The 23,934-nt window shown below is 68.0% G+C and carries 22 protein-coding genes, 1 tRNA gene and 1 pseudogene; 18 read left to right on the plus strand and 6 right to left on the minus strand.

Going from position 1 to position 23,934, the window contains the following annotated elements; all coding sequences use genetic code 11:
• The first annotated feature begins 71 nt into the window (after positions 1-71).
• The gene (locus AC1DVI_RS24085; RefSeq protein WP_476960115.1) at positions 72-794 is read left to right on the plus strand and encodes a PP2C family serine/threonine-protein phosphatase; all 723 of its coding nucleotides are present in this window, start codon (positions 72-74) and stop codon (positions 792-794) included.
• 4 nt (positions 795-798) lie between these two features.
• A complete protein-coding gene (locus AC1DVI_RS24090) occupies positions 799-2,637 on the plus strand; it encodes a hypothetical protein (protein WP_476960116.1) in 1,839 nt (612 codons plus the stop codon).
• A gap of 415 nt (positions 2,638-3,052) precedes the next feature.
• On the opposite strand, the gene AC1DVI_RS24095 is transcribed toward AC1DVI_RS24090, so the two are convergent.
• Positions 3,053-3,973 (minus strand): hypothetical protein, encoded by a 921-nt coding sequence (locus AC1DVI_RS24095; RefSeq protein ID WP_476960117.1) that lies wholly within the window; start codon positions 3,971-3,973, stop codon positions 3,053-3,055.
• 108 nt (positions 3,974-4,081) lie between these two features.
• Positions 4,082-4,849 carry a hypothetical protein gene (locus AC1DVI_RS24100; protein ID WP_476960118.1) on the minus strand — a complete coding sequence of 256 codons (768 nt, stop codon included), beginning with the start codon at positions 4,847-4,849 and terminating at the stop codon, positions 4,082-4,084.
• 533 nt (positions 4,850-5,382) lie between these two features.
• Between AC1DVI_RS24100 and AC1DVI_RS24105 the strand changes: the two genes are divergently transcribed.
• From AC1DVI_RS24105 to AC1DVI_RS24115, 3 genes and pseudogenes are all read left to right on the plus strand, one after another.
• Complete coding sequence (locus AC1DVI_RS24105; RefSeq protein WP_476960119.1) at positions 5,383-5,523, plus strand: hypothetical protein; 141 nt, start codon at positions 5,383-5,385, stop codon at positions 5,521-5,523.
• Positions 5,524-5,623: 100 nt separating this feature from the next.
• Positions 5,624-5,938: pseudogene (locus AC1DVI_RS24110) on the plus strand (IS66 family transposase); the annotation flags it as partial.
• A 65-nt stretch (positions 5,939-6,003) separates the two neighbouring features.
• Positions 6,004-7,092 carry an IS5 family transposase gene (locus tag AC1DVI_RS24115; RefSeq protein ID WP_476960120.1) on the plus strand — a complete coding sequence of 363 codons (1,089 nt, stop codon included), beginning with the start codon at positions 6,004-6,006 and terminating at the stop codon, positions 7,090-7,092.
• A gap of 261 nt (positions 7,093-7,353) precedes the next feature.
• Here AC1DVI_RS24115 and AC1DVI_RS24120 read toward each other — a convergent pair whose 3' ends face one another.
• From AC1DVI_RS24120 to AC1DVI_RS24130, 3 genes are all read right to left on the minus strand, one after another.
• Positions 7,354-7,722, minus strand: coding sequence for a hypothetical protein (locus AC1DVI_RS24120; protein ID WP_476960121.1), 369 nt, complete (start codon positions 7,720-7,722; stop codon positions 7,354-7,356).
• A 103-nt stretch (positions 7,723-7,825) separates the two neighbouring features.
• Positions 7,826-9,985 carry a site-specific integrase gene (locus AC1DVI_RS24125; RefSeq protein WP_476960122.1) on the minus strand — a complete coding sequence of 720 codons (2,160 nt, stop codon included), beginning with the start codon at positions 9,983-9,985 and terminating at the stop codon, positions 7,826-7,828.
• Positions 9,986-10,303: 318 nt separating this feature from the next.
• Positions 10,304-10,377 (minus strand) — tRNA-Gln (locus tag AC1DVI_RS24130).
• Between the two features lie 200 nt (positions 10,378-10,577).
• On the opposite strand from AC1DVI_RS24130, the gene AC1DVI_RS24135 reads away from it, so the two are divergent.
• From AC1DVI_RS24135 to guaB, 3 genes are all read left to right on the plus strand, one after another.
• Entirely contained in the window at positions 10,578-11,606 is a 1,029-nt protein-coding gene (locus AC1DVI_RS24135) for a Ppx/GppA phosphatase family protein (RefSeq protein ID WP_149165314.1), read from the plus strand.
• 14 nt (positions 11,607-11,620) lie between these two features.
• Positions 11,621-12,331, plus strand: a complete 711-nt coding sequence (locus tag AC1DVI_RS24140; RefSeq protein WP_476960123.1) for an RlmE family RNA methyltransferase — start codon at positions 11,621-11,623, stop codon at positions 12,329-12,331.
• Between the two features lie 164 nt (positions 12,332-12,495).
• Entirely contained in the window at positions 12,496-13,974 is a 1,479-nt protein-coding gene (guaB, locus tag AC1DVI_RS24145; RefSeq protein ID WP_476960124.1) for an IMP dehydrogenase, read from the plus strand.
• Between the two features lie 71 nt (positions 13,975-14,045).
• Here the strand turns inward: guaB and AC1DVI_RS24150 are convergent, their stop codons facing one another.
• Complete coding sequence (locus AC1DVI_RS24150; protein ID WP_476960125.1) at positions 14,046-14,807, minus strand: TrmH family RNA methyltransferase; 762 nt, start codon at positions 14,805-14,807, stop codon at positions 14,046-14,048.
• 253 nt (positions 14,808-15,060) lie between these two features.
• On the opposite strand from AC1DVI_RS24150, the gene AC1DVI_RS24155 reads away from it, so the two are divergent.
• The 10 genes from AC1DVI_RS24155 to AC1DVI_RS24200 form a co-directional block, all read left to right on the plus strand.
• Complete coding sequence (locus AC1DVI_RS24155) at positions 15,061-16,668, plus strand: glycosyltransferase (RefSeq protein ID WP_476960126.1); 1,608 nt, start codon at positions 15,061-15,063, stop codon at positions 16,666-16,668.
• 3 nt (positions 16,669-16,671) lie between these two features.
• On the plus strand, positions 16,672-17,751 hold the full coding sequence (gene pseI / locus AC1DVI_RS24160) for a pseudaminic acid synthase (protein WP_476960127.1): 1,080 nt from the start codon (positions 16,672-16,674) through the stop codon (positions 17,749-17,751).
• Positions 17,748-18,506, plus strand: coding sequence for a cytidylyltransferase domain-containing protein (locus AC1DVI_RS24165; protein WP_476960128.1), 759 nt, complete (start codon positions 17,748-17,750; stop codon positions 18,504-18,506). The genes pseI and AC1DVI_RS24165 overlap by 4 nt, the downstream gene beginning before the upstream one ends.
• 15 nt (positions 18,507-18,521) lie before the next feature.
• Entirely contained in the window at positions 18,522-18,755 is a 234-nt protein-coding gene (locus AC1DVI_RS24170; RefSeq protein WP_476960129.1) for an acyl carrier protein, read from the plus strand.
• A 7-nt stretch (positions 18,756-18,762) separates the two neighbouring features.
• Complete coding sequence (locus AC1DVI_RS24175; protein WP_476960130.1) at positions 18,763-19,581, plus strand: alpha/beta fold hydrolase; 819 nt, start codon at positions 18,763-18,765, stop codon at positions 19,579-19,581.
• On the plus strand, positions 19,578-19,856 hold the full coding sequence (locus AC1DVI_RS24180) for an acyl carrier protein (RefSeq protein WP_476960131.1): 279 nt from the start codon (positions 19,578-19,580) through the stop codon (positions 19,854-19,856). Before AC1DVI_RS24175 ends, AC1DVI_RS24180 begins: the two co-directional genes overlap by 4 nt.
• Complete coding sequence (locus tag AC1DVI_RS24185; RefSeq protein WP_476960132.1) at positions 19,853-21,052, plus strand: AMP-binding protein; 1,200 nt, start codon at positions 19,853-19,855, stop codon at positions 21,050-21,052. Before AC1DVI_RS24180 ends, AC1DVI_RS24185 begins: the two co-directional genes overlap by 4 nt.
• Positions 21,049-21,780 carry an SDR family NAD(P)-dependent oxidoreductase gene (locus tag AC1DVI_RS24190; RefSeq protein WP_476960133.1) on the plus strand — a complete coding sequence of 244 codons (732 nt, stop codon included), beginning with the start codon at positions 21,049-21,051 and terminating at the stop codon, positions 21,778-21,780. The genes AC1DVI_RS24185 and AC1DVI_RS24190 overlap by 4 nt, the downstream gene beginning before the upstream one ends.
• 16 nt (positions 21,781-21,796) lie before the next feature.
• Positions 21,797-22,885 carry a ketoacyl-ACP synthase III gene (locus tag AC1DVI_RS24195; protein ID WP_476960134.1) on the plus strand — a complete coding sequence of 363 codons (1,089 nt, stop codon included), beginning with the start codon at positions 21,797-21,799 and terminating at the stop codon, positions 22,883-22,885.
• Positions 22,886-23,052: 167 nt separating this feature from the next.
• Positions 23,053-23,934 (plus strand): flagellin (locus AC1DVI_RS24200; RefSeq protein ID WP_476960135.1); only part of this gene is annotated, 882 nt, incomplete at its 3' end.

Consider the following 23,934-nt stretch of genomic DNA (forward strand, 5'->3'; position numbering starts at 1 on the left):
TCCACCATACCGACAGCGAAGGCGCGCCCGGTGGCTTGATCGCAGCCGGGTGGCGCCTTGTAGGGGCCTGCGTGCGCGGCCCCTCCCACGAAGCCAAGAACCAGGAGGGACAGGACGCGCTGGCGTTCGGTGCCGAGGACGGCCGCGCCGTGGCGGTGGTATGCGACGGGGCGGGGTCGGCGCGGCAAGCCCGCGCCGGGTCGACGCGGGTGTCGTCGATGGTCGCCTCGGCCTTCCTGGCCGCGCCGGCGGCGAGTTTCGATGGCGTCGAGACCTTTCGCGCGCTGGTTCTCCAGGCGGTTGATTTCGCCCGCGGATCGCTGCTGGCCGACGGTCTGGATCTGGAGGACTGCCACGCCACCCTGGTCGCTCTTGTGGCGACACCGGAACGGACGCTGCTCGCCCATGTGGGCGACGGCTTGGCCGCGGTGGCCCCGGCGGCGGCCTGGGGCGACGTCGTCCTGTCGGAGCCGCGCAACGGCGAGTACGCGAACCAGACCTGGTTCGTGACGATGGAGGACTGGCGGGACCAGTTGCGCGTCACCGAAGCGCCCCCCCTGGCTGAGGGCGGCGTGGCGGTGGCGATGACCGACGGCGCCATGCCTTTCGTGATCTCCGCCGACGGCACGGCGCTGGAACCGGACTTCATGGGGCCGGTGTCCCGCTTCCTGTACTCCAGCGATCCGGAGGCGGCGGCGCGGGCGCTGCAAGGCACGCTCGGCAGCAAGGACGCCCGCCGCATCAGCGGCGACGACAAGACTCTGATTTGGATCGGCCGCGAACCGGCCGGCTGACCGCATGGACATCGTCTACGAAGGCCTTATGGGGCAGACCGTTCTGCGCGACTTCACCGCCGCGGCTGTGAGGCTGGGAGGGGGAGGCGCCGGCACCGTTTACCGCCACCCGGCTTTGCCGAACCTCGCGCTGAAGCTCTACAACGATCCGGCGACGGCGGCGGAGCACGCCGAGAAGGTGCGGGCGATGGTCGCCCGGCCGCCGCGCAACGTCAAAACGCCGGATGGCACGGTCCAGATGGCCTGGCCGGAAGGCATCCTCACCGAAGGCGGGGGCTTCCGGGGCTTCGCGATGCCGGTCGTTGACTTCGGCCACGCCTGGACGTTGCAGCAGGTGACCCGCCCGACGCAGCGCGTGCGCCGGGGGATTCCGGACAGCCTGCGCCTGCGCCTGTACGCGGCGCTGAACCTGTCCATCGTCCTGGACGGCCTGCACGAAATCGGCCACTACGTTATCGATCTAAAGCCCCAGAACGCGCTGGTTTATGACACCAGCGACTCCAAGCGCTCGGCTTACGTCGTGCTGGTGGATTGCGACGGCTTTCAGATCCGCGGACCGGACGGCCGCCGCCATGACGCGACGCTGGCCACGCCGGAATTTCTGCACCCCAAAGCCGCCACGCTGGGTGCCGACGGCAGCGTCTCGTTCGATGGCACATCGATCAACGACAGCGCCGGACTTCAGGACCAGTTCGCGCTGGCGATCATCATCTTCCAGCTCCTCAACGAATCGCTCCACCCAATGTCCGGCCGGGAGACCGGCATCGCGACGCTGCCGGCGGAACTGGGCGCCCGGCTGATGCACGGGGGGCGGTATTATCCCTATGGGATGAAGGACAACCCTTACATCAAGCCCGACCCGGACAGCATCCACACGTGGTTTTCGCCCAAGCTGCGGGGTCTGTTCGACCGGGCCTTCTCCGGCGACACGACGCCGCCGCGCCCGGGCGAATGGGTTGCGGCCCTGCGCGAACTGACCGACCCACGGACGTTCGAATGCCGGAACGACGAGAACCATTGGAGGCTCGGCGACACCTGTGGCCTGTGCGCGAGGCTCGGCCATACAGTCAAACCCCAGCCGCCCACGGCGAAACCGGGGCCCGTCGGGCAGGTGCCCATGCCGCCCAAGCTGCCACGACCACCAAAAAAGCCGGTGCCGATCAGGATGTGGCGCCAGCGCCTGAAGAGGACGATGTTGCGTGGCACGGTGGCGACCGGTGTGGCACTCGGCGCTTGGCAGTTCATGCCGCCGGACATGCGCGCGGAGGTCGAAGACGGGGCGATCGCTGTGGTGGAGCAGGCTTCGGATGCGATGCCTGTGATCGAGCAGACGCTGCGGCCGGCTCTGCAGGGCATGATCGAGCAGGTCTATGCCCTATCCCGCAACGCCGAGACGACAGAAGTCGCGCCAGTCCCATCCCCGTCGCCCGCGGAGTCGTCTCCATCGCGTCCGCCTGCTGCCCCGTCGGCATCGACCGGTCTGAGGCCTGCGGGGCAGCCGCCTGCGCAGACGGTGGCGTCCCATCGCACAGCGCCGCAAGATCTTCCCATCGTGGCGCTTGCGGTCAAGGATCTCAGTGTCTTCAGTGGCCCCCGTTTCGCCGACAAGGAGGAACTCGGCAGGTTGGAGAAGGGGGCGAAGGTGTCGGCCCGGATCCATGATTCGGGGTGGTACCAGATCAGTCTCTCCGGCGTGTCCGGTTATGTGCCCCGCAGCAGCTTCCGCGTCGTCGGGTATCGCGACATGGACGACTGCCGCATGGGCTGGGATGCGCGCACCGCCAAGCCGAGCCTCTCCTGCCAGACCAAGGCCGGGACCCGCGAAACCGTCGAATTGGATTGAACGTCGAAGCGGAGCCGCTCCTTGCCGCGACGGCGGCAAGGGGCCCGACCGCAAAGGAAATCCGTGCGCTGCCTTGTGAGCCGGTTTGCGACGAGCCTTCGGCCGGGACGCCGTCCTCGCCCGGTCGGCCCGCGCGGCTGCGCCGCCGCCCTGCCACGGACCATCAGCCAGCCCTGCTGGCGGTGAACCGCATCGCAGGCCTGGCATTTGATCAGGCGATTCTTCGGGCGGGGGCTGCGGTGTCGGTGAGCGGGGGGCCTGGGCGCGGCGTGAGCAATGATTGGAGCGGAAGTGGAACTTCCGCCTGCGCCCTGCCATCCGCCTTCGGGGCCGTGGTTCCTTCGTGCGGCGCGCCCGTTCACGGGCGAACCGCGACAGCCGGCAGCGCGAGCTTCAAAGGGGCGACGGTGCCCGTTCAGCCCGGCATCTGGAGATAGCGCCAGATGCCGGAGGTGCCGTGACAACCGACCCAGGACGCCGAGACCCCGGCGGCCTGTCCGGAAAACTGGCGGCACCATTCGGTGCCGGAAACGCCGTCGCGCAACGGCGTGACGGAGACCGGCGGGGCCTGCCGGTCCGGCATCACCGGGACGTTCAGCGGTGCCCCGTTTTGCGCGGCAATCTGCGCCGCGCCAAGGCGGCCAAGCACGTCACCGAGGCGCAGACGCTCCGGCTGCGTCGCCTTGACGAAAGCGAGAAAGGCGCTCAACGACGCTGCATCGCGGGCGTCGCGCGGCACCGGCATCGGCCCTGGCGGCGGCGGCAGCGGCGCCTTTCCACCAGAGGACGGCTGAGGCGACGGCGGCGATGATGGCCGCGCATTTCCGCCGACTGACGGCGGCGACGCATTCCCTTTCACCGGCTTTGAGTCAGAAAGACCCTTGGCCGAGACCGTCACCCGAAAGCGCTGCAGCGTACGCGGGCAGCAGTGAGGATCCGTCGGTCCCATGATCGTGCCCGTGTATTCGACGAAGCCCGGCCCGATCATGAAGTCGTGGGGACTCACCCCGACAATCTGCTCGCGCACGCCGGCCGGCTTGTAGCCCATTCCGGTCCCCTTCATGACGAGCATGTGCTGATACTCGCCGGAAGCGCCGCCGGCGTGAACATTGAAGATGGCGACGACGTCGTCGTTCCCGTCGCCGTCGATGTCGCCCTTCACCGCTTCGGCGTGACGCAGCCGGCCATGGTAGTGGTTGTCGATCCAATCAACCACGTCCGCGTAGGCCGGGTCGTCCAACGCCACCTGCTCCGTCGCCCAAGCGGCGCCGGCGACCGTCGCCAGTTCAGTTACGGCGAAGGCCGCGGCGAGGCCGTGGCGGAAGAAAAAGCTCATGCGTCTGTCTCCTCGGGAAGAGCGCGTCTGGAAGGACGCGCGTCGGTTCGCGCCGTCCATGCAGGTTTATCGTCTCCGGGCGACGCGCCGATGGGCCGCCCGGATCTCTCACTTCACTCGCGGGCTGCCGACGTAGCCTTGACCGCTGTTGGGCAGGGTGCTGCCGACATAGCCTTGACCGCTGTTGGGCAGGGTGCTGCCGACGTAGCCTTGACCGCTGTTGGGTAGAGTGCTGCCCACATAGCCTTGGTTGACCGTGGGCGCGCCGTAGCCATTTGGCGCAGGCAGCGCACGATAGCCGTTTCCGATGCAATCCTGCACGTAACCGGGTGCGGCGTTCTGCTGCATCCAATCCCGGCAGGAGGAACGCAGGCCATCAATGGATGTGCGCTTTGCCGCTTCGATCTCCGCGTGATGAATACGGTCCATCTCGGCGCGGGCGCGGTTGAACTGGCCCCAGGTCATGCGGCCGTCGGCAAAATTCTGGCCGACCGACCAGAAACGGTCCCGGGATGTGCGGATGGCGACGACGAATCCTCCCATCGACGGCGATCCAGCGACAGAGTCGAACGCGCGATCACAGTTGCGCCCAATGGCCAGATAAGTCCTCATGGCCTGACGGTTCTGCCCATCAGGGTAGGATGGATCGTTGTAGTTGGCCTGGCTCATACTGGAAATACGCTCAGGAGATCGCACGTTCAAAACGTCCATCCCCGACTGATTCTGGATCTGATCATCGCAGGCCTGAAACTGAGACAGGGCAGCATTGAATTGCCGTTCGTCCGGCGAAACACCGAACGGTGAAATGCCGTTGCCAACACATGCCGAAAGAAGGGCAATGGGAATAGAAAAGATGATACGCGGAAAGAGGTTCATTGATTTTCCCTTCAGATTAGTGAGGTTATGCGAAAACCGAAGTGTTCTGTTTGCGTTAAGATAATATGCTTTCAGTTTTAACTGAAAAAGACTTTTGTCAAAGCAGAAAACGAGCGATCTATCTGAGTTAATTTGGTGTCGATAGGTTTCAATTTACCTGCCTCGATATTAATTGCCGACTTTGGTCGATGTAAGCGCTGGTAAGGGTTTCTGAGAGAGAAAGCTTGGGGATATTCTTTTCTTTTGTACGAGAAATCTTTAGGATTCTATTTCTATATCGCGTTGCTATCAGAATCTTCATTTTGGTTCGATGTGCCTTTTTGTCACACTTCTGCAAGTCTTGTAGAGTATTCTACTGAAGGGTGAGGAGATTCTCGGCTACAGCACCTTCAGGCGGCAGTCCCGAACAGGGCGATGATGAAGGCGGCCGGGAGCGGGCATATCGGTGGCGGGAAGGGCGGTGATCTGGTCTTTGGGTGCCATGGCCACTGCGGGCTGCGCTCGAGGGTGTGCGGCTCGGCGAGGCGGCGCAGGTGCTGACCGCCGACATCCAGTTGCGCTGCTTCGATCAGGAGGACTTCACCGACTGGAATGTCGATCTCGACGATCCTTCGGGACCGTGGACCCGCCTGCGGCGGTGCTCGCCCAAGGTATTTGCTCACCGGGCTGGCTGAGCGCGTAGCGCTGGCTCGGGCCGGCTCAGTGTAGCGCGCATTGGGGGTGGGGTGACGCTCCGGTGTTGCGTTGCAGGGGCTGACGTGAGTCAAAGGCGGGATGACGGTTCCGCCGCGCTATCGCCTGAGCGACGCTGAGAAGGACGCCCTGCTCGTCGAGCAAGCGGCGCTGATCGAGCGCATGGCAGCACGGATTGCCGAACTGGAAGCATTGGTCGGCAAGCCGAAGAAGACCTCGGCAAACTCCCACATCCCGCCCTCGCAGGATGGCCCCGGGGGCAAGCCCCGGAAGACGAAGCGGCGGCGCAAGCCGCGGCCGTCCCGACCTGGTGTCGCCCGCCCGCTCGCGCCGGATCCCGATCACACCGAGCGCCGTCTGGCCGAGAGCTGTCCGCATTGCCAAGTGGGCACTTCGAAAAACGGTAGCGCGTTTGGCGTTGTGGTGATTCCCTTGGCTTGCGGGCGGGGGAGGAAGGGCTCATGGGCGGTCAAGCTGGGCTATTCGATCTTCAGGATCGCTACGCGGAGCTGAGCAAAAGCGGCGATCCGCTGGAGCGTCTGTTGTCGGTGGTGGATTTCGAGGTTTTCCGTCCGACGCTGGACGCGGCCTTGGGGCGCAAGGATCGTTCCCGGGGCGGTCGGCCGCCGTTGGACGCGGTACTGATGTTCAAGATCCTGGTCCTCCAGGCGCTGTACGGACTGTCGGACGAGCAGGCGGAGTACCAGGTGCGCGACCGTCTGTCGTTCATGCGGTTCCTCGGTCTGGGGTTGAGCGACCGGGTTCCGGACCGGACGACGATCTGGCTGTTTCGCGAGGCCCTGGTGACGGCGGGAGCGATGGAGGGGCTGTTCGTCCGCTTCGACACGGACCTGAAGGAGCGCGGCTACTTCGCGCTGGGCGGCCAGATCGTCGACGCCTCCATCGTGGAAGCGCCCAAGCAGCGGCTGACCCGGGAAGAGAAGCGGCAAATCCGTGACGGTGAAAACCCGCCCTGGCCGCCGGCCAAGGCGCGCCAGAAGGACACGCAGGCGCGCTGGACGGTGAAGCGGGGACGGGTTAAAGCGAAGCCGGGACCGACGCTCGACGGTTCGGAGACGCGCATGGTGGAAGGGCTGCTGATCCCGGCGTTCGGCTACAAGTCGCACATCAACATCGACCGCCGGTTCCGCCTGATCCGGCGTTTTGCCGTTACCGACGCGGTGCGGCACGACGGCGCGCAGTTGCCGGGCCTGCTCAACCCGGACGCCTTCGACAGCCGTGTGTGGGCGGACAGCGCCTACCGCTCGAAGGCAAACGAAGCGGCCATCGCGGCGGCGGGCCGCCGCAGCATGGTGCATTTCCGTAAGCCGAAGGGACGGCCAATGCCGGGGCCGCACCAGCGCGCCAACCGCGCCCGCTCTGCCGTGCGATCCGCCGTCGAGCATGTGTTCGCCGAACAGAAGGAACGCATGGCGCTGTTCATCCGCACCATTGGCCTTGGCCGCGCGACGGTGAAGATCGGCATCGCCAACCTCGCCTACAATTTCCGACGCCTGATCTGGCTTGAGGGGCGAACTGCGCCCGTGTAGCGCCAAAACCGCCTCATATTTCCACATTTTCAGCGAAAATCCGGCTTCTGTTCCAAAAATTTCCGGCCTCTTGCCAGCCAAACACCGTTACATGGCCTTAACCAGCCAGAAAAACCGGTTTATCGAGGTGTTCGATTGGGGGATAGCTAAAGTGATCGCCTGCTGCCAAACGTAATCCGGTTGAAAGCGACCTCCGGCTCCACGCAAAGTCGACCGGGCGTTCCCACACCCGGTCGCGAAGGCGAAAGTTGACCGATCTCGCTATTTGCCCGGCGCCGGATCGCGTTCCGGCACCAGCGGAGCGAAAGTCCAGGATCTGTAGCCTCGGCGATCGAGATAGTGTTTGCGGGCGAGGATTTCTGCCAACTCGTGCCCGCTGATCTCATCCTTCTCCACGCGACGGGACAGGCTACGAAGCGCCTTGGTCAGCTCGAGCGATTTGTCCGGCGCCTGATTCAACCCCTCGAGCATTGCTTCGAGCGACTCTTCGTGTTTCGCCAGCGGCACCGCCGTCCGATAGACAGCCAGCATGGCATCCGCGGCTGCTTCACTCACCTTCTTCAGCGATTCCACATCACGCTTCAGCGTGGCGACGAGGATCATGCACTCCGTGTCGATCGTGTCGGTCATGCGTTCCGTTCCTTACCGAGGGCACCACGTCCATGCGGCGCCGGGAAGGGAAGATCGGTTCACACGCTGAGGGCGTCCTCCGAACCTGCGGAAGCGTCCCCACTCACGCGCCCGGCGGCAGCACCAGGCACAGCTGGCCGTCGACCATGGCCGTGTGGAGGCGGTAGTTGATCGACGCGATCGCCTCGGTCAGCTTCGCCAGCCGCGCGCCCTTGTAGTAGCGATTCCGGGTCTGCCCGTGTTGGGCGTGCCCCATCAGCTCGCTCACCCGGACATCCGGAACCTCGCGGTTGAACAGGTGCGTGTCGAAGCTGTGGCGAAACGAATGAAACGAAAGCCGTTCCCGCTTCATCCCAATGTACTCGAGGTAACGGCTGAACCATTCCCCAAGGTTTTCGCCGGCGCGGGTCGCCTTTTCCGGCCGAAGGCCGGGGAACAGGTCCCGTTTGCCGGCCCGCTTCTGGGCGTCGACGTAGTCGAGGAAGCCGAGCTCGAGCAGCAGCGGGTGGATCGGAATGATCCGCTTAGAAGAGGGGGTCTTCACGCTCTTGCCGTCCTCCGGAATGACGTCGATGCACCAGATGCCGACGGTCGGAACACCGTCCGCGTCCTTGGGCGAGAACCGCCGCAGGCGAGGCCACGGACCCGACGGATTATCGAGATCCACATCCCAGTCGGTGAAGTCCTCCTGATCGAAGCAGCGCAGTTGGATGTCGGTGGTTAGCACCTGCACCGCTTCGCCGAGCCGCACCCCCTCGAGGGCAGCCAGCAGCGGAATCCAGAACTTGGCGTCCTTGACCGTGCTGGAGCCTGGACGATGCCGGTAGTCGATCCCGGCGCAGCCGGTCCAGCACGGGCTGGCGAACAGCTTGCGGATGTCCGCGCTCAAGAAGGCTTCCCGATCGGCGTTGGCCGCGCGTCCGATATCCTTCTGATCGTAGCGGATCTTGAGATCAAGCAGGTCCCGGTCGATCGCCACCTTCATCGCGGTCCGGAGCCAGCGGAGCAGCCCCTTGATCTTGTCGAGGTGCTTGTTGACGGTCTTCATCGACAGGCGCGGTACCTCCGCGTCGCGCATCTCGTGGGCCAGATTGTCGCGGTCGATCTGGCCGTCCTCCGCATGCGCCATCACCGCAGCCTGCTGGGAGGCCGTCACCGCGTCGGCCCTGGCGACGGCCTCGGCGCCGGTCATGTTGCGATAGGTGCCGCGGCCGAACAGGTTCGGAACCCGGTGTAGTTCCCCCCGGCACCGCAACAGGTCTTCTTCCGTCACCTCGACGGCACGGCGGTCGCCGATGAGGCTGGTGAACAGCTCCGCGGCAACGCGGTAGTTCCGTTCCTCCTCCTTGCACAGAGACGCTGTCTTGAAGGGGTTCGTATCTCGCTGACGGCGGCGGACCCATTCGCCCATGGCCTGCTGGATCGTCCAGTCCTTTGCGGGGCTGGACTTCTGCGGCTGGGAGCGTGCATCCGCCTCCGTCGCTTCGGGCGTCCGGCCGACAATGGTGGCAGAGGGGCCGCCGATCGGGCTCGCTGGAGCTACGGCAGGGGAGGTCGTGACGAGCTCGGACGCCGCCGCAGCGACGGCGGGCTGAGCGGCCTGGGAGTGCGGGTGGGCTTCCACCTCCGTCCGGACGGGCACCGGGCTGGCGTTGGGTTCAACGGGGTCGATTGATGCCACGGGGGCCGCGGCCGAGGGGAGCTGCGCCGCCACCTGCGCAGGCATGACGACCGGCACCGGCACCGGCGCCTGCGGCGCCAGCACGATGGCGGTCCGACCTTCGATTCCGGGAACCGCATTGCCCGACGGCGCGCCGGCCGGCATGCCGACCGCCATGCTGCTGGCTGGTAAGGGCGGCAGGACGTCCTCGAGGTCGTCGTCGTAGTGGTTCTGCTCCCGTTCGGCGTTGATGCGGTGGACGCGGGGAAGCCCGCGCAATACCAGCCGCGCGAGATAGCTGTGCTCGGCGGTCTCCGCCGCCGGCACCGGCAGGCCGACGGTGACGGCGCGCTCCAGCACCGTGCGGGCGGCATCAAGGCGGTTGTGCCGGACGGCGTCCTCGATGGTGGCGACGGCGTCGAGTTCGGCCTGGACCCGCCGGGCGATCTCCTCCGGGCCCCGCTCCCCGCCCAGCGCACGCGCCACCTCCGCCCGTTCCAGCTCGCCGAGCAGGATCGGTTGGAGGAGGGCGCGGAGCGCGCTGGTGTCGATGGTGCCGGCCTGCATGACCTCGCCGAGGAGTGCGAGCACGGCATCGACCACGACGCTGAGACGCCGCCCTCGCTGCCGTGCGAGGCCGGGCATATTTGTCCGCAGGGAGAGGCGTATCTCTCGACCAGCGATTTTTTTCGAGAAATTTTTTGGAGTGCCGCCATCTCCGACCGCGGCCCCACACGCCGGCAGGACCCGGCGCCACCAGTAGACGGCTCCGCGGCGGTAGAGATGAACCCCAAGCGACATCCCCGGCACTCCCCGTGAAGGGCGCCGAACCGTCGTTGGCACAGGCCGATGGCACAGTTGGGGGACTAGCCGCTTGGCTTTTCCCTAAGTGCCTGTAGTACAAGGATTTCTAGGAAAGGTTGGTTGGGGGACTAGGATTCGAACCTAGGCTGGCGGAGTCAGAGTCCGCTGTCCTACCGCTAGACGATCCCCCAGACCGTCACCGGGAGCGGCGCTGCGCCGCGTCCCGTCGTGGGCCGCCCTTTTAGCAAAGCGGGCAGGGCTTGTATAGCTCTTTTTTCGCGGCTGGCACCTTGGTGTGGGCGCGCGGACACAAATCAATGCCATTCGTGGGCTTTCGCTGGGACGTGAAACCGGGTTAAGATGACTCCCTTAAGCATGGCGGGGAGGAGACGTGGACCTTCAGGTGCACAGTGAACGGCAGAACGACACCGGACGGTTGCGTTCGTCGGCCCCTGCGCGCCCGGTTTTCGCGGCCCTCGATCTCGGCACCAACAACTGTCGCCTGCTGATCGCACGTCCAATTCCCGGCGGGTTCCGCGTCATCGACGCCTTTTCGCGGATCGTTCGGCTGGGCGAGGGGTTGACACGGAACGACCGGCTGTCCGACCCGGCGATGGAGCGCACCCTCGCCGCCCTGAAAATCTGCGGATCCAAAATCGAGCGGCGCGGCGTCACCGCCGCCCGTGCGGTGGCAACCGAAGCCTGCCGCCGCGCCCGCAACTGCAACGAGTTCATCGATGCGGTGGAGCGCGAAACCGGCATCGCCATCGAAATCATCTCCAGTCAGGAGGAAGGGCGCCTCGCGCTCGCCGGCTGCGCGTCGCTGCTCGACCCGAACGTGCCCTATGCCGTGGTGTTCGACATCGGCGGCGGCTCGACCGAATTGATGTGGCTGGCAGTGGAGCGCGGGCGGCCCCCGCGCATCCTCGACCAGACGTCCATTCAGTGCGGCGTCATCGGCCTGACCGAGCAGTTCGGTGGCGCGGACGCTGACCACGGCATGTACCGGCGCATGGTGGAGGCGGTGGCCTCAGCCATCGCCTCCTTCGAGGCGCGCAACGGCATTCGGGAGCGGGTGCTGGCCGGGCAGGTGCAGATGCTCGGCACCTCCGGCACGGTAACGACGCTGGCCGGGGTGCATCTCGGCCTCTGCCGCTACGACCGGCGGGCGGTGGACGGCAGCTTTCTGCGCATCGACCACGCCCGCGCGGTCATTGAACGTCTCGTCGCGCTGGACTTCGACGGGCGGGCGCGGCATCCCTGCATCGGACAGGACCGCGCGGATCTGGTGATCGCCGGATGCGCGGTGCTGGACGCGCTGTGCGACTGTTGGCCGGTGGAGCGCCTGCGCATCGCCGACCGCGGCCTGCGCGAGGGTATCCTCGTGGAACTGATCGGGTCGGCGCGGCAAATCTATTAAGGAAATGTGAGACCATGGTTGGAAAGCCTCCGTCCTCCTCGAAGCCGGGTGGGCGCCGCGCCACCGTCCGCGTGAAGTCCGCGGCCAAGCGCACCACCTCCTCGGCCCGCTGGCTGGAGCGGCATCTGAACGACCCCTACGTGCACGAGGCGACGAAGCGCGGCTTCCGTTCCCGTGCGGCCTTCAAGCTGTTGCAGTTGGACGAGAAATTCCATCTGCTGGGACCGGGCAAGCGTGTGGTCGATCTCGGCGCGGCCCCCGGCGGCTGGACCCAGGTGGCGGTGGACAAGGTGCAGACCGAGCGCGAGGGCTGGAAGGTCGTCGGGCTGGACATCCTGCCCATGGATCCGGTGCCCGGCGCCACCACCATGCAGGCCGACTTCCTGGAGGAGGGTGCCGCCGAGCGGCTGAAGGAGGCGCTGGGCGGTCCCGCCGACGTGGTGCTCAGCGACATGGCGGCGCCGACCATCGGGCACCAGTCCACCGACCATCTGCGCATCATGGCGCTGGCCGAGGCCGCCTACGACTTCGCGGAGGAGGTGCTGGCCCCCGGCGGGGCGTTCGTCGCCAAGCTGTTCCAGGGCGGGGCGGAGAAGTCCCTGCTGGAGCGGCTGAAGCGCGATTTCGCCACGGTGCGCCACGCCAAGCCGCCGGCCAGCCGTGCCGAATCCTCCGAAACCTATGTGGTCGCCACCGGTTTCCGTGGGGCCAACGCGAACGACTAGGTATACCTCAGGCTGCGGCCCGTTCGCGCAGGTCATGGCTGGCTTGCGCGGATGAGGCCCGGCACACGACAGTTTGTGGTTCAGGCGCCTTCACAAGCCCACGGTCTTGTGTATAGTGCGCCAAATTTTTTTCCGGCCCCTTTTTATCTCCCGGGAGACCGCCGATGGCCCGCTCGTCCACGATCCGCGAAGCTCTGACCTTCGACGACGTCCTCTTGGTTCCGGCCGAAAGTTCGGTCCTGCCGAACGAGGTGGACACCCGGACGCGCCTAACCAAGACCATCGAACTGGGCATCCCGCTGATGTCCTCCGCGATGGACACGGTGACCGAAAGCAGCCTCGCCATCGCCATGGCACAGGCCGGCGGCATCGGCGTGGTCCACCGCAACCTGACCATCGAGCAGCAGGCCGAAGAGGTCCGCAAGGTCAAGCGGTACGAGTCCGGCATGGTGGTCAACCCGATCACCATCACGCCGGGCCAGACGCTCGCCGACGCGCTCCAGCTCATGGCCGACTACCGCATTTCCGGCATTCCGGTGGTGGAGAGCCGCGACTCCCGCGGCAGCGGCAAGCTGGTCGGCATCCTGACCAACCGCGACGTGCGCTTCGCCACCAACCCGAACCAGCCGGTCAGCGAACTGATGACCAAGGACGTGGTATCGGTGCGGGAGGGCGTCAGCCAGGACGAGGCCAAGCGCCTGCTGCACCAGCACCGCATCGAGAAGCTGCTGGTGGTGGACGAGGCCCATCGCTGCATCGGCCTCGTCACCGTGAAGGACATGGAGAAGGCCCAGGCCTATCCCAACGCCTGCAAGGACGCCCACGGCCGTCTGCGCGTCGCCGCCGCCACCGGCACCGGCTCGGACGGGCTGCGCCGCGCCGAGGCGCTGTTCGACGCGGGCGTGGACGTGCTGGTGGTCGACACCGCGCACGGCCACTCGCTGAAGGTGCTGGATCAGGTGCGTGCGGCGCGCAACATGTCCAACTACACCCAGGTGATCGCCGGCAACGTGGCGACCGCCGAGGCGGCGAAGGCGCTGATCGATGCCGGCGCGGACGCGGTGAAGGTCGGCATCGGCCCCGGTTCCATCTGCACCACCCGCATCGTCGCGGGCGTCGGCGTGCCGCAGCTCACCGCGATCATGGACGTGGTCGAGGCCTGCGAGACGATGGGCATCCCGGTGATCGCCGACGGCGGCATCAAGTTCTCGGGCGATCTCGCCAAGGCCATCGCGGCGGGCGCCAGCGTGGCGATGCTGGGCAGCCTGTTCGCCGGCACCGACGAGAGCCCCGGCGAGGTCATCCTCTACCAGGGCCGTTCCTACAAGAGCTACCGCGGCATGGGCTCGGTGGGCGCCATGGCCCGCGGCTCGGCCGACCGCTACTTCCAGCAGGAAGTGTCGACCATGAAGCTGGTGCCGGAAGGCGTCGAAGGCCGCGTGCCCTACAAGGGACCGATGTCGGCGGTCATCCACCAGCTCGTCGGCGGCCTGCGCGCGGCCATGGGCTACACCGGCAGCCAGTCCATCGCCGAGATGCAGACGAAGTGCGAGTTCGTCCGCATCACCAACGCCGGCCTGCGCGAAAGCCACGTCCACGACATCACCATCACCAACGAGTCCCCGAACTACCGTCAGGGCTGATCGGGCATCCGTCGGGCGGAGGTTTGAAGAGGCGAGAGGGGTGTTCCTCTCGCCTTTTTCATGCCTGCGATTCAGCGGTTGGCGGTGAAGTGGCTGAACAGCGCCACGCTTGCCGCGACGGTGGCGTTGAGGGATTCCACGGCCCCGGTGGTCGGGATGGACAGGCGTTGAACGGGCAGGGTGGCGGGCACGCCCTGGCCCTCCTCGCCGAGAACCAGACGGACGTCGCGCGGCCAGCGGTAGCCCGCCATGTCGGCGCCCCCGGCATCCAGGGCGACCAGCGGCCCGGCGGCCCGTTGCACGTCCTCCCAACGGCCGCCGCGCAGCAGGGTCAGCTCGAACTGGGCGTTCGACGCGGCGCGCAGGCACTTGGGGTGGTAGGGGTGCGCCGCCCCGTCGAGCAGGATCACCCGGCGGGCGCCGAAGGCGGCGGCGCTACGCAGCAGGGCGCCGAGGTTGCTGGGATCGCCGAGCGCGCAGACCAGTTCGAGTCCCTGCGGCGGTCGGGAAAGGTCGACGGGCGGCGTGTCGGGCACCGTGCCGACCAGCAGTGGAAAGCCGGTGCCCGAGGCGTCCAGGGTGCGGAACAGCGCGGGTGCCAGTTGGACGACCCCCAGCCCTGCGGGCACGCGCCAGCCCTCCGCCTGCGCCGGATCGGTGAGGAGCAGGGTGGAAAAGCGGTCCGGCCAACGGGCCAGTGCCTCCGGCACCGTCTTCAATCCGGCGAGCAGGAATTTGCCTTGTTTCTTCAGGCCACGGCTCTCCAGCAGCGACTCCCACAGCTTGAACTGCGGATTCTGCGGGCTTTCGATCAGGTGTGGCGGGCGGGGCATGAGGCAGGGGCTTTCAAGGGCGGTCGGTCGTCGTGGCTGCGGACCTTACGGCGCCGGCCGCCGGCTTGGGAAGGCCGATCCGGTATCACCTCCAGCACCACCGTCGCCTTGAACTCCGCTGAACGCCTTTTCCGTTTCCCTGTCGTCGGGTCCGCCCTTCATGCCGGGGCGAGCTTTGCATTCTTGAAACCTTAACCACGTCGGGGCTATCAGGGGGGCGGGGCGCGAACCAGGCGCCGGTTGGGGGAACAGCATGTCCAACATCGCCGGAGAACAGGCCGCTACCCTGAAGGCCCTGCTGGCCGAGCGCCAGTTCAACGCCGACCGTCTCAACACCCTGTCCGCCCACTGCGAGCGCATGCGGCGCGAACTGGATCGGGACACCCGCTTGTCCATTGCAGAGGAGCTGCGCCGCGACCCGCCGAGCGGCGAGACGGTGCTGCTCCACTCCGTGCTGTTCCAGCTCACCGGCGACCTCTACCACTACGAGCGGATTCTGCATTACCTGTTGCTGGGCGGGGAGCGGGTCGGGCCGCAACTGCTGCATTACACCTACTGGTGCATGGCCCGGCAGCTGTTCCTGGCGGCATCGGCGCGGGAGAAGCTGGCCGCCTTCGGCCCCTGCGACCTCTTCCGCTTCTATGAGGAGCTGGTGCGGGCGGTGGCGCGGCGCTGGGGCGTCGTTCCGCCCCGCCGCGTGCCGCGTGACGGGCCGATCCGCCGGGTGGCCGTGCTGACCAACCAGTTCACCAACGACCAGCACCAGCCCTCGCGCGACTGCTTCGACTACGCCAGCCGGCTCCAGGACGACTTCGGGCTCGACGTCGCCATCGTCAACTGCAACACCATGCCGCTGCGGGCCGAGAGCCTGTTCGTTCCGCCGATGATCGCGGAGTTGGTCGACGATTACGAGGGCGTCTTCGCGCTTAAGATGTTCGGGCGGCAGGTGAAGATGGCCTCCTTCACCGACCGCGCCTTTTCCAAGGACAAGCTGTCCACCATCGTCGGGGCCATCGACGGCTACGACCCCGATCTGCTGGTGACCTTCGGCGGGGCCAACGTGGTGGGCGATCTGTTCGCGGTGACCGACGCGCGGCCGGTGGTCTGCCTGCCCACCACGTCGGGGATGACCATCTCGCTGGCCCATCTGGTGCTGGGCTACGAGGAGGGGAACCACACCGAGGCCATGCCGGCGCTTTACCGCGGGCCCTTCGCGCGGCGCTTCCGGCCCTTCACGCTGGGCTTTTCGCCGCCTCCCACGGCGGGCGTCGGGGGCGCTCTCGATCTGGGCGATGCGGCCTTCGTGTTCGCCGTGGTCGGCACCCGCCTGGATTTCGAGGTGACCGCGGAGTTCCTTGCGCTGGCCGAGTCCATCCTCGACCGCTGCCCCGGCGCGGTGATCGTCTTCGCCGGGCAGGTCGAGCACTTGCCCGACCGGCTGAAGGCGGCGCGCAACGGCGCGCGGATGCGCAGCCTGGGCCACCTGACCGACATCCGCGCCTTTTACCGGCGCTGCCACGCCTACCTCAACCCGTCGCGCCAGGGCGGAGGGGGCAGCGCCGCCTACGCCATCGCGGAGGGGCTACCGGTGGTCACGCTGGCTTGGGGCGATGTCGCGAGCGTGGCGGGGGCGGAGATCCCCGTTCCGGACGCCGCCGCCTATGTGGAGCGCGCCGCCGCCCTGTTCGCCAACCCGGCGCTGAGGGAGCGGCAGGCGGAGCTGTCGCGTATCCGCTTCCGGACCGTCGGTGACCGCCACCGCTGCACCGAACGGCTGCTCGCCTATGGCGGGGAGGCGCGGGATCTTCTGCGGGCTGCCGCACAAAAGAAAGACCCGCCGTCCGCTTCCGTGGCAGAGTGATTCGTGACCATCACAGCGAGACCGCCCTCCGTGCCGCGCGACGTCATCATCAACGGCCGTCCCATAGGCCCCGGCCATCCGCCCTATCTGATCGCCGAGATGTCGGGCAACCACAAGGGTGACCTGAACCGGGCGCTGGCCCTGGTCGAGGCCGCCAAGGAGGCCGGCGCCGACGCGGTGAAGCTGCAGACCTACACCGCCGACACCCTGACCATCGACCATGACGGGCCGGGCTTCCTGCTGGAAGGCGGGTTGTGGAAGGGCCGCACCCTGCACGACCTCTACCGTGAGGCCCACACCCCCTGGGAGTGGCACGGCCCGCTGTTCGAACGTGCCCGCGCCATCGGCCTGACCATCTTCAGCTCCCCCTTCGACGACACGGCGGTGGAGCTGCTGGAGCGGCTGGACGCTCCGGCCTTCAAGATCGCCTCCTTCGAGCTGAACGACCTGCCGCTGATCCGCCGGGCCGCCCGCTCGGGCAAGCCGCTGATCCTGTCCACCGGCCTCGCCACGCAGGGGGAGATCGCCGACGCGGTGGAGGCCGCGGGCGACACGCCGCTCGTCCTGCTCCATTGCGTCAGCGGCTACCCGACACCGCCCGAGGACTGCAACCTGCGCACCATTCCGCATCTGGCGCAGGCTTTCGGCACCGACGTCGGCCTGTCCGATCACACCCACGGCGCGGCGGTGCCGGTCGCCGCGGCGGCGCTGGGCGCGGTGGTGATCGAGAAGCACTTCACCCTGTCCCGCGCCGACGGCGGAGTGGACAGCGCCTTTTCCCTGGAACCGGCGGAGTTCAAGGCGATGGCCGACTCCGTCCGCACCGCCTGGGCGGCTCTGGGCCGCGTGCATTACGGGGTGAAGCCGAGCGAGGCGGGCGGGCGCGACTACCGCCGGTCCCTTTACGTCACCGCCGAGGTGGCGGCGGGCGAGGCGCTGAGCGCCGCCAGCGTCCGCTCCATCCGTCCCGGATTCGGCCTGGAGCCGAAACATCTCCCCGCCGTGCTCGGCCGCCGCGCCGCCCGCGCTCTGAAGCGCGGCGAGCCGCTGCGCTGGGACATGCTGGCACCGGAGGACGAATGAGCGTCGCCAAGGCCAAGCCGCGCGTCGTCTGCATCTCGCAGGCCCGCATGACCTCGACCCGCCTGCCCGGCAAGGTGCTGATGGAGGCGGCGGGACAGCCGCTGCTGGCGCATCAATTGGAGCGTTTGGCGCGCTGCCGGACGCTCGACGCGCTGGTGCTGGCGACCACGGTCAACGGCACCGACGACCCGGTGGCGGCGTTGGCGGGATCGTTCGGGGTGCCGGTGTTCCGCGGCGACGAACAGGACGTGCTCGGGCGCTTCGCCGGGGCCGCGGCCATGGCCGGCGCCGACGTGGTGGTGCGGGTCACCGCCGATTGCCCGCTGATCGACCCGGCGCTGGTGGACCGCGTGGTGACCGCCTTCCTGGAGGCGGCGCCGCCGCTGGAGTATCTCAGCCTGGACGTCACCCGCTTCCCGCGCGGCCTGGACACCGAGGTCTTTACCCGCGCCGCCCTGGACGAGGCCGCCGCCACCGCCGCCGAGCCGGCGGAGCGCGAGCACGTCACCGCCCATATCTACCGCCGTCCGGAGCGCTTCCGTGTCGGCATCCCCCTAGCGCCGGAGGACGGCACCGTCCTCGACCAGCGCTGGTGCGTGGACGAGCCTGCCGACTTGGAACTGGTGCGCCGCCTGCTGGGCGCCTTGCTCCCCGAAAATCCCGACTTCGGCTGGCAGGATTGTTGCAATCTGCTGCGCCAGAACCCTGAATGGGCCGACCTGAACGGCAGCGTGCGTCAGAACACGCTCCACTGAAACGGAGACACCACCATGGACCGCAAGGAATTCCTGCTCGCGCTCGACGAGATGCTGGAACTGGACCCCGGCACCCTGACGGGCGCGGAAGAACTAGAATCGATCGACGCTTGGGACTCGCTGGCCGTCATCAGCTTCATCGCCCTGGTCGATGAGAGGCTCGGCCACGTCGTGGAAGGCGAGAAGCTCGTCAAGGCGAAGACGGTGGACGACCTGCTGGGTCTGGCCGGCATCGCCGTAACGGCCTGAATTTCCGGTGACCGGAAGGATTGAGCGCTCTCCGCGGCGCGGTCGGGCCGACATCGACGGTGGCCCCGCCGCCTATCTGTCGATGGGGCGGGGCGGCGTTCCGGCCCTGCTCCTGCACGGCTTCGCCGGGGATTCCCTGACCTGGCAGTTCAATGCCCCGGCGCTGGCCGCCGGCCGCCGGGTTCTGGCGGTCGATCTGCCAGGGCACGGCGCCTCGACCCTGGAGGTCGGGGACGGGCGGGTCGGGGCCTTCGCGCCCTGGCTGCTGCGCCTGCTGGACGCGCTGGAGATTCCGCGTGTCCATGCAGTCGGCCACTCGATGGGCGGCTATGTCGCGCTGGAGTTGGCGCGCCTCGCGCCGGAACGGGTGGCGGGCCTGTCGCTGATCGCCAGCGCCGGCCTCGGCCCCGACTTCGACCTGGAATTCCTGCGGCGGGTCGCGGCGCTGAAGACGGCAGAGGAGGGGCGGGACTGCGCCGCGCGCCTGTTCGCCCGGCCCTGGCTGCTGGCGGGGCGCGTCGGCGAGGTGATGCACGCCCAGGCCACCGATCCCCACCGCAGGGCCGCTCTTGAGCGGATCATCGCCGGCTCTTTCGCGGACGCGCACCGGTCACCCAGCCCGGTGGACTGGACGGCCCTCCCGATGCCGATCCAATTGCTGTGGGGACGCGAGGACCGCATCATCCCGGTGCCGACCGCCGACCGCCTGCCCCCTGGCGCGCCGCTTCATCTCTTCGACAAGGCCGGGCACTTGCCGCATAGTGAGGCGGCAACCCCCGTCACGGCCACCCTCCGCGACTTCCTTTGCGCATGCGACCTCCAATGACCGACTCCATGTTCGCGCTGATCGCCGAAGAGCTTGCCCGCATCGCCGCCGACAAAGGGGAAACCCTGCCGGCGCTCGGCCCGGACACGCGCTTCCTCGGCGGGGAACTGCCGATCGACTCCCTCGACCTCGCCACCTTGCTGGTGGTGCTGGAGCAGCGCACCGGCCAGGACCCCTTCCGCGCTGGGTTCATCCAGTTCAACACGGTCGGGGAACTGGCGGCCCTCTACCGTCCGGTCCTCTGCCATCCGGGCGTGTCCGCCGGGTCCGCATGAGCCTGCCGCCACCGCCCTGCTGGCTGCATCCCGGCGTTCGCCTGATCGAGGCGGAGCGAAGCGTTGGCTGGGCGGAGATCGCCGCGGAGGCGGACGCCTTCGAAGGGGTGTTCCGGGCTGCGGAGGGGCGGGTGGTCCCGCCGAAGCGGGGCGTGCCGGCCCTCGTCGCCGCCCTTGTCGCCGCCGAGCGGGCCGGGGTGGAATTGCATCTGTCGCGCCGCGCCGCCTCTGCGGAAACCGGGAACAAACCCCATGAACCGGGTTTCGCGGTGCTGCTGGAAACCTCCGGCACCACGGGAACGCCGAAGTTGATACGGCACGACTTCCAGCGTCTGCGCGGGCGGTTGCGCGGCGGCGCCGATCCGGACGCGCGCTGGCTGCTGGCCTATGAGCCGGCGGCCTTCGCCGGGCTTCAGGTGATCCTGACGGTGCTGGCGGCAGGGGCGACGCTGGTGTCGGCGCCCGGCGCCGGGGCGGCGGAACTGGCGCGCCTCGCCGTGAGGCACGCGGTGAGCCACATCAGCGCGACGCCCAGTTTCTGGCGCGCCTTCCTGCTGGCGCTCGACGGCGAAGCGCCGACTCTGGCGGCTGTCACGTTGGGCGGGGAGGTTGCCGACCAGCCGCTGCTCGACCGTCTGGCGGAGCGTTTTCCGACCGCGAAACATCGGCACATCTACGCCTCGACGGAGGCCGGGGCACTCTTCGCGGTGGGCGACGGCAAGGCCGGCTTTCCCGCCGCCTGGCTGGACGGCGGCATCGATGGGGTGGGTTTACGCATCCATGACGGCGTGCTGGAGGTGAACAGCCCGCGCGCGATGCTCGGCCATGAGGGTGGGTGGCTGTCCACGGGCGATGTCGTGGCGGTGCGGGGAGACCGGGTGCTGTTCGCCGGGCGCCTCGACGGGCGGGTGAACGTCGGCGGGGTCAAGGTTTCGCCGGAGGCGGTGGAGCAGGTGCTGCTGGACGTGCCGGGCGTGCGGGATGCCCTGGTCCAGGCCGCGGCCAATCCGGTGACCGGCCACATCCTGACCGCCCTGGTGGTCCCGGCGCCGGGGGTGGAGGAGGCCGTTTTGCGCGCCGCGATCCGCGCCGCCGTGGCCGATCTGCCGGCGGCGGCGCGGCCCCGTCTGGTGACCATGACCGGGAGCATCGCCCTGGGGGCGGCGGGCAAGAAGACGCGGAAGGGACCGGTATGAGCGGCAAACGGCACGTCATCGTCACCGGCGGCAGCCGCGGGCTGGGGCTGGGGATCGTCGAGGCGCTGCTGGCCGAGGGCTACCGCGTCGCCACCTGCAGCCGCGCGCCGAGCGAGGCGCTGGAGCGGCTGGCCGGGCCGGACCTGTTCTGGCGGCCCTGCCGCATCGGCGACGGGGAGGAGGTGCGGGCCTTCATGGACGCCGCCCTGGACTGGGGCGGGGCGTCTCCATTGTGGGGGCTGGTCAACAACGCCGGCATCGCGCGCGACGGGGTCCTGGCGACCTTTCCCGAGATCGACGTCGAGGAGGTCATCCAGGTCAACCTGACCGGCGCCATCCAGGTCGCCCGCGCCTTCCTGCGCGCCAAGCTGGTGAAGCGGGGGCCGGGGCGGATCGTCAACATCTCGTCGATCATCGGGCAGCGGGGCTACACCGGCCTGTCCGCCTATTCGGCGTCGAAGGCGGGGCTGGACGGGCTGACCCGCGCGCTGGCGCGCGAGGTGGGGCGGCTCCAGGTCACCGTCAATTCAGTCGCGCCCGGCTATCTCGCCACCGAGATGTCGGGCACGCTGGCCGAGGGGCAGCGCGACCAGATCGTGCGGCGCACGCCGCTGGGCCGGCTGGGCGAGGTGGCCGACGTGGTGCCGGTGGTCCGCTTCCTGCTGGGCGACGGTGCGGGCTTCGTGACCGGCCAGACCATCGTCGTGGACGGCGGCATCATCGGCTGACGGAAGGAGACGCCCCATGGTGGCCAGCGTGATCGAGGGCGTCGCCCTGACGGGAATCGTCGCCTGCGTTCCGGAGCGGCGCGAAACGGTGGAGGATCTGGCCGCACGCTTCGGCGAGGACGCCGCCCGGCGGATCGCAAAGGCCACCGGCATCGAGGCGCGTCACCTCGCGTCCCCTCATCAATGCACGTCCGACCTGGGGGAGGCGGCGGCACGACGCCTGCTGCACCGGTTGGGTTGGGCGGCGGACAGCGTCGATCTGCTGGTCATGGTCACCCAGACCCACGACCACATCCTGCCAGCCTCGGGCTATCTGCTTCACCATCGGCTGGGGCTGGGCAAAGGGGCGGCGGTGCTGGACCTGACACTCGGCTGCTCGGGCTACGTCCACGGCCTGTGGACCGCTTCGGCGATGCTGAAGGCGGCGGGCGGGCGGCGCGCCCTGCTGGTCGCGGGCGACACGACATCGCGTGTGCTCGACCCCGATGACCGCGCTGTGGCGCCCTTGTTTGGCGACGCCGCAACGGCGACGGCGCTGGTCACGGGAGAGGGGGCCGCGCCCATGGCCTTCACGCTGGGCAGCGACGGCGCCGGCGCCCCCTACCTCGCCGTCCCCGGAGGCGGTCTGCGGCGGCCCGGCGAGCCTGCGCACCTGTTCATGGATGGCACCCAGGTCTTCGCCTTCACGCTGCGCGAGGTGCCGGGGAACATCCGCGCCGTTCTGGAACGCGCCGGTTGGACGATGGGAACGGTGGACCGGCTGGTCCTGCATCAGGCCAATGCCCAGATGATCCGCCACCTCGCGCAGAAACTCGGCGCCACGCCCGATCAGACGGTGGTCGGGCTCGCCGGATTCGGCAACACCAGTTCCGCCTCCATTCCCCTGGCGCTGGCCTCCGAACTGGGAGCATCGCTGTGCGGCGGTCCGCTGCGCCTCGTCCTGTCGGGATTCGGTGTCGGCTGGTCGTGGGGAAGCGTGGCGCTGACCGCCGGTCCACTCGCCGTTTGCGAGGTGATGGCGCTCGCTGCAAGCCCGGCAGATTCTGCCGGTCTCGACGATCAACCGGCAAACGGTGCCGGGTCCGCGGCAATTTCTGCCGGGTGATCGGCAAAATCTGCCGACCTCTGATTTGCCGAGAGGCAGAAACTGCCTTGCCTGGGCGGCAAATTCGATCTGGCCCATTTTTTGCCTACTGGTAGCCCGAGGGAATTAGTCCCTCTCCGTGCGCGCAACGTCGTACGGACTGACATCCTCCAAAAGGAGTGACTTCCATGGCTGCCAGCGACATCTCCCTCTCGTCGTCGATGCGCACGAACCTGCTGCAATTGCAGGGCGTGCAGGAGTCGATCGCGAAGAAGCAGAACATCCTTTCGACCGGCAACAAGATCAACACGGCCCTCGACGGCCCGACCTCGTTCTTCGCGGCGAAGGGGCTGACCCAGCGTGCGGGCGACCTGAGCGCGCTGAAGGACACGATGGGGCAGGCGATCAGCACCATCAAGGCCGCCGACAAGGGCTTGACCTCGATCGACGACATGATCGAGCAGGCGCGCGGCCTGACCACCGCCGCCTACTCCGCTCTGGGCTCCGACGCCGGCGCGGTCGCCACCCGCAAGACGCTCGCCTCGCAGTTCAACGCGCTGAAGGAGCAGATTGACAAGCTGGCCGGCGACTCCGCTTACGGCGGCAAGAACCTGCTGGCCGGCAATGGCCTGCGCATGGACTCCACCAGCGAGTCGCGCCGCGCCGTCAACACCATCCAGGGCATCGAGAACGCCCGCGTCACCAACGTGGTGTCGGCCGATACCTACACGGTGCGCATCAAGGGCGACGGCTCCATCGAGGGCGCGGCCGGCGAGATCAACAGCGCCGAAATGGCCCACGGCCTTGTCGGCCTGAAGCTGTCCGGCACGATGACCAACACGGCGGGCAGCTTCTCCGACGTGCAGATCGAAGTCCGCGGCGCGTCGGGCCGCGAGCGGTCGTTCATTGTTACGGACGGCAACGAGTCGCGCACGATCACCTACTTCGACAACAGCCAGACCATGGCCGCCAACACGACGACGGCGGCCAAGACGGGCACCGCGCAGGTCACCCAGGTGACGCTGGGCGGCACGATCGAAGCCGGCGACAGCTTCACCATCACCGTCGAA

This window comes from Azospirillum sp. P4_B5 (assembly GCF_056402275.1).

What these genes read in the sequence shown, in the direction of transcription:
- AC1DVI_RS24090 (WP_476960116.1), top strand. Translation starts at nt 799, where the DNA reads ATGGACATCGTCTACGAAGGCCTTATGGGGCAGACCGTTCTGCGCGAC.
- AC1DVI_RS24095 (WP_476960117.1), bottom strand. Translation starts at nt 3,973, where the DNA reads ATGAGCTTTTTCTTCCGCCACGGCCTCGCCGCGGCCTTCGCCGTAACT.
- AC1DVI_RS24100 (WP_476960118.1), bottom strand. Translation starts at nt 4,849, where the DNA reads ATGAACCTCTTTCCGCGTATCATCTTTTCTATTCCCATTGCCCTTCTT.
- AC1DVI_RS24115 (WP_476960120.1), top strand. Translation starts at nt 6,004, where the DNA reads ATGGGCGGTCAAGCTGGGCTATTCGATCTTCAGGATCGCTACGCGGAG.
- AC1DVI_RS24120 (WP_476960121.1), bottom strand. Translation starts at nt 7,722, where the DNA reads ATGACCGACACGATCGACACGGAGTGCATGATCCTCGTCGCCACGCTG.
- AC1DVI_RS24140 (WP_476960123.1), top strand. Translation starts at nt 11,621, where the DNA reads ATGGTTGGAAAGCCTCCGTCCTCCTCGAAGCCGGGTGGGCGCCGCGCC.
- guaB (WP_476960124.1), top strand. Translation starts at nt 12,496, where the DNA reads ATGGCCCGCTCGTCCACGATCCGCGAAGCTCTGACCTTCGACGACGTC.
- AC1DVI_RS24150 (WP_476960125.1), bottom strand. Translation starts at nt 14,807, where the DNA reads ATGCCCCGCCCGCCACACCTGATCGAAAGCCCGCAGAATCCGCAGTTC.
- AC1DVI_RS24155 (WP_476960126.1), top strand. Translation starts at nt 15,061, where the DNA reads ATGTCCAACATCGCCGGAGAACAGGCCGCTACCCTGAAGGCCCTGCTG.
- AC1DVI_RS24165 (WP_476960128.1), top strand. Translation starts at nt 17,748, where the DNA reads ATGAGCGTCGCCAAGGCCAAGCCGCGCGTCGTCTGCATCTCGCAGGCC.
- AC1DVI_RS24170 (WP_476960129.1), top strand. Translation starts at nt 18,522, where the DNA reads ATGGACCGCAAGGAATTCCTGCTCGCGCTCGACGAGATGCTGGAACTG.
- AC1DVI_RS24180 (WP_476960131.1), top strand. Translation starts at nt 19,578, where the DNA reads ATGACCGACTCCATGTTCGCGCTGATCGCCGAAGAGCTTGCCCGCATC.
- AC1DVI_RS24185 (WP_476960132.1), top strand. Translation starts at nt 19,853, where the DNA reads ATGAGCCTGCCGCCACCGCCCTGCTGGCTGCATCCCGGCGTTCGCCTG.
- AC1DVI_RS24190 (WP_476960133.1), top strand. Translation starts at nt 21,049, where the DNA reads ATGAGCGGCAAACGGCACGTCATCGTCACCGGCGGCAGCCGCGGGCTG.
- AC1DVI_RS24195 (WP_476960134.1), top strand. Translation starts at nt 21,797, where the DNA reads ATGGTGGCCAGCGTGATCGAGGGCGTCGCCCTGACGGGAATCGTCGCC.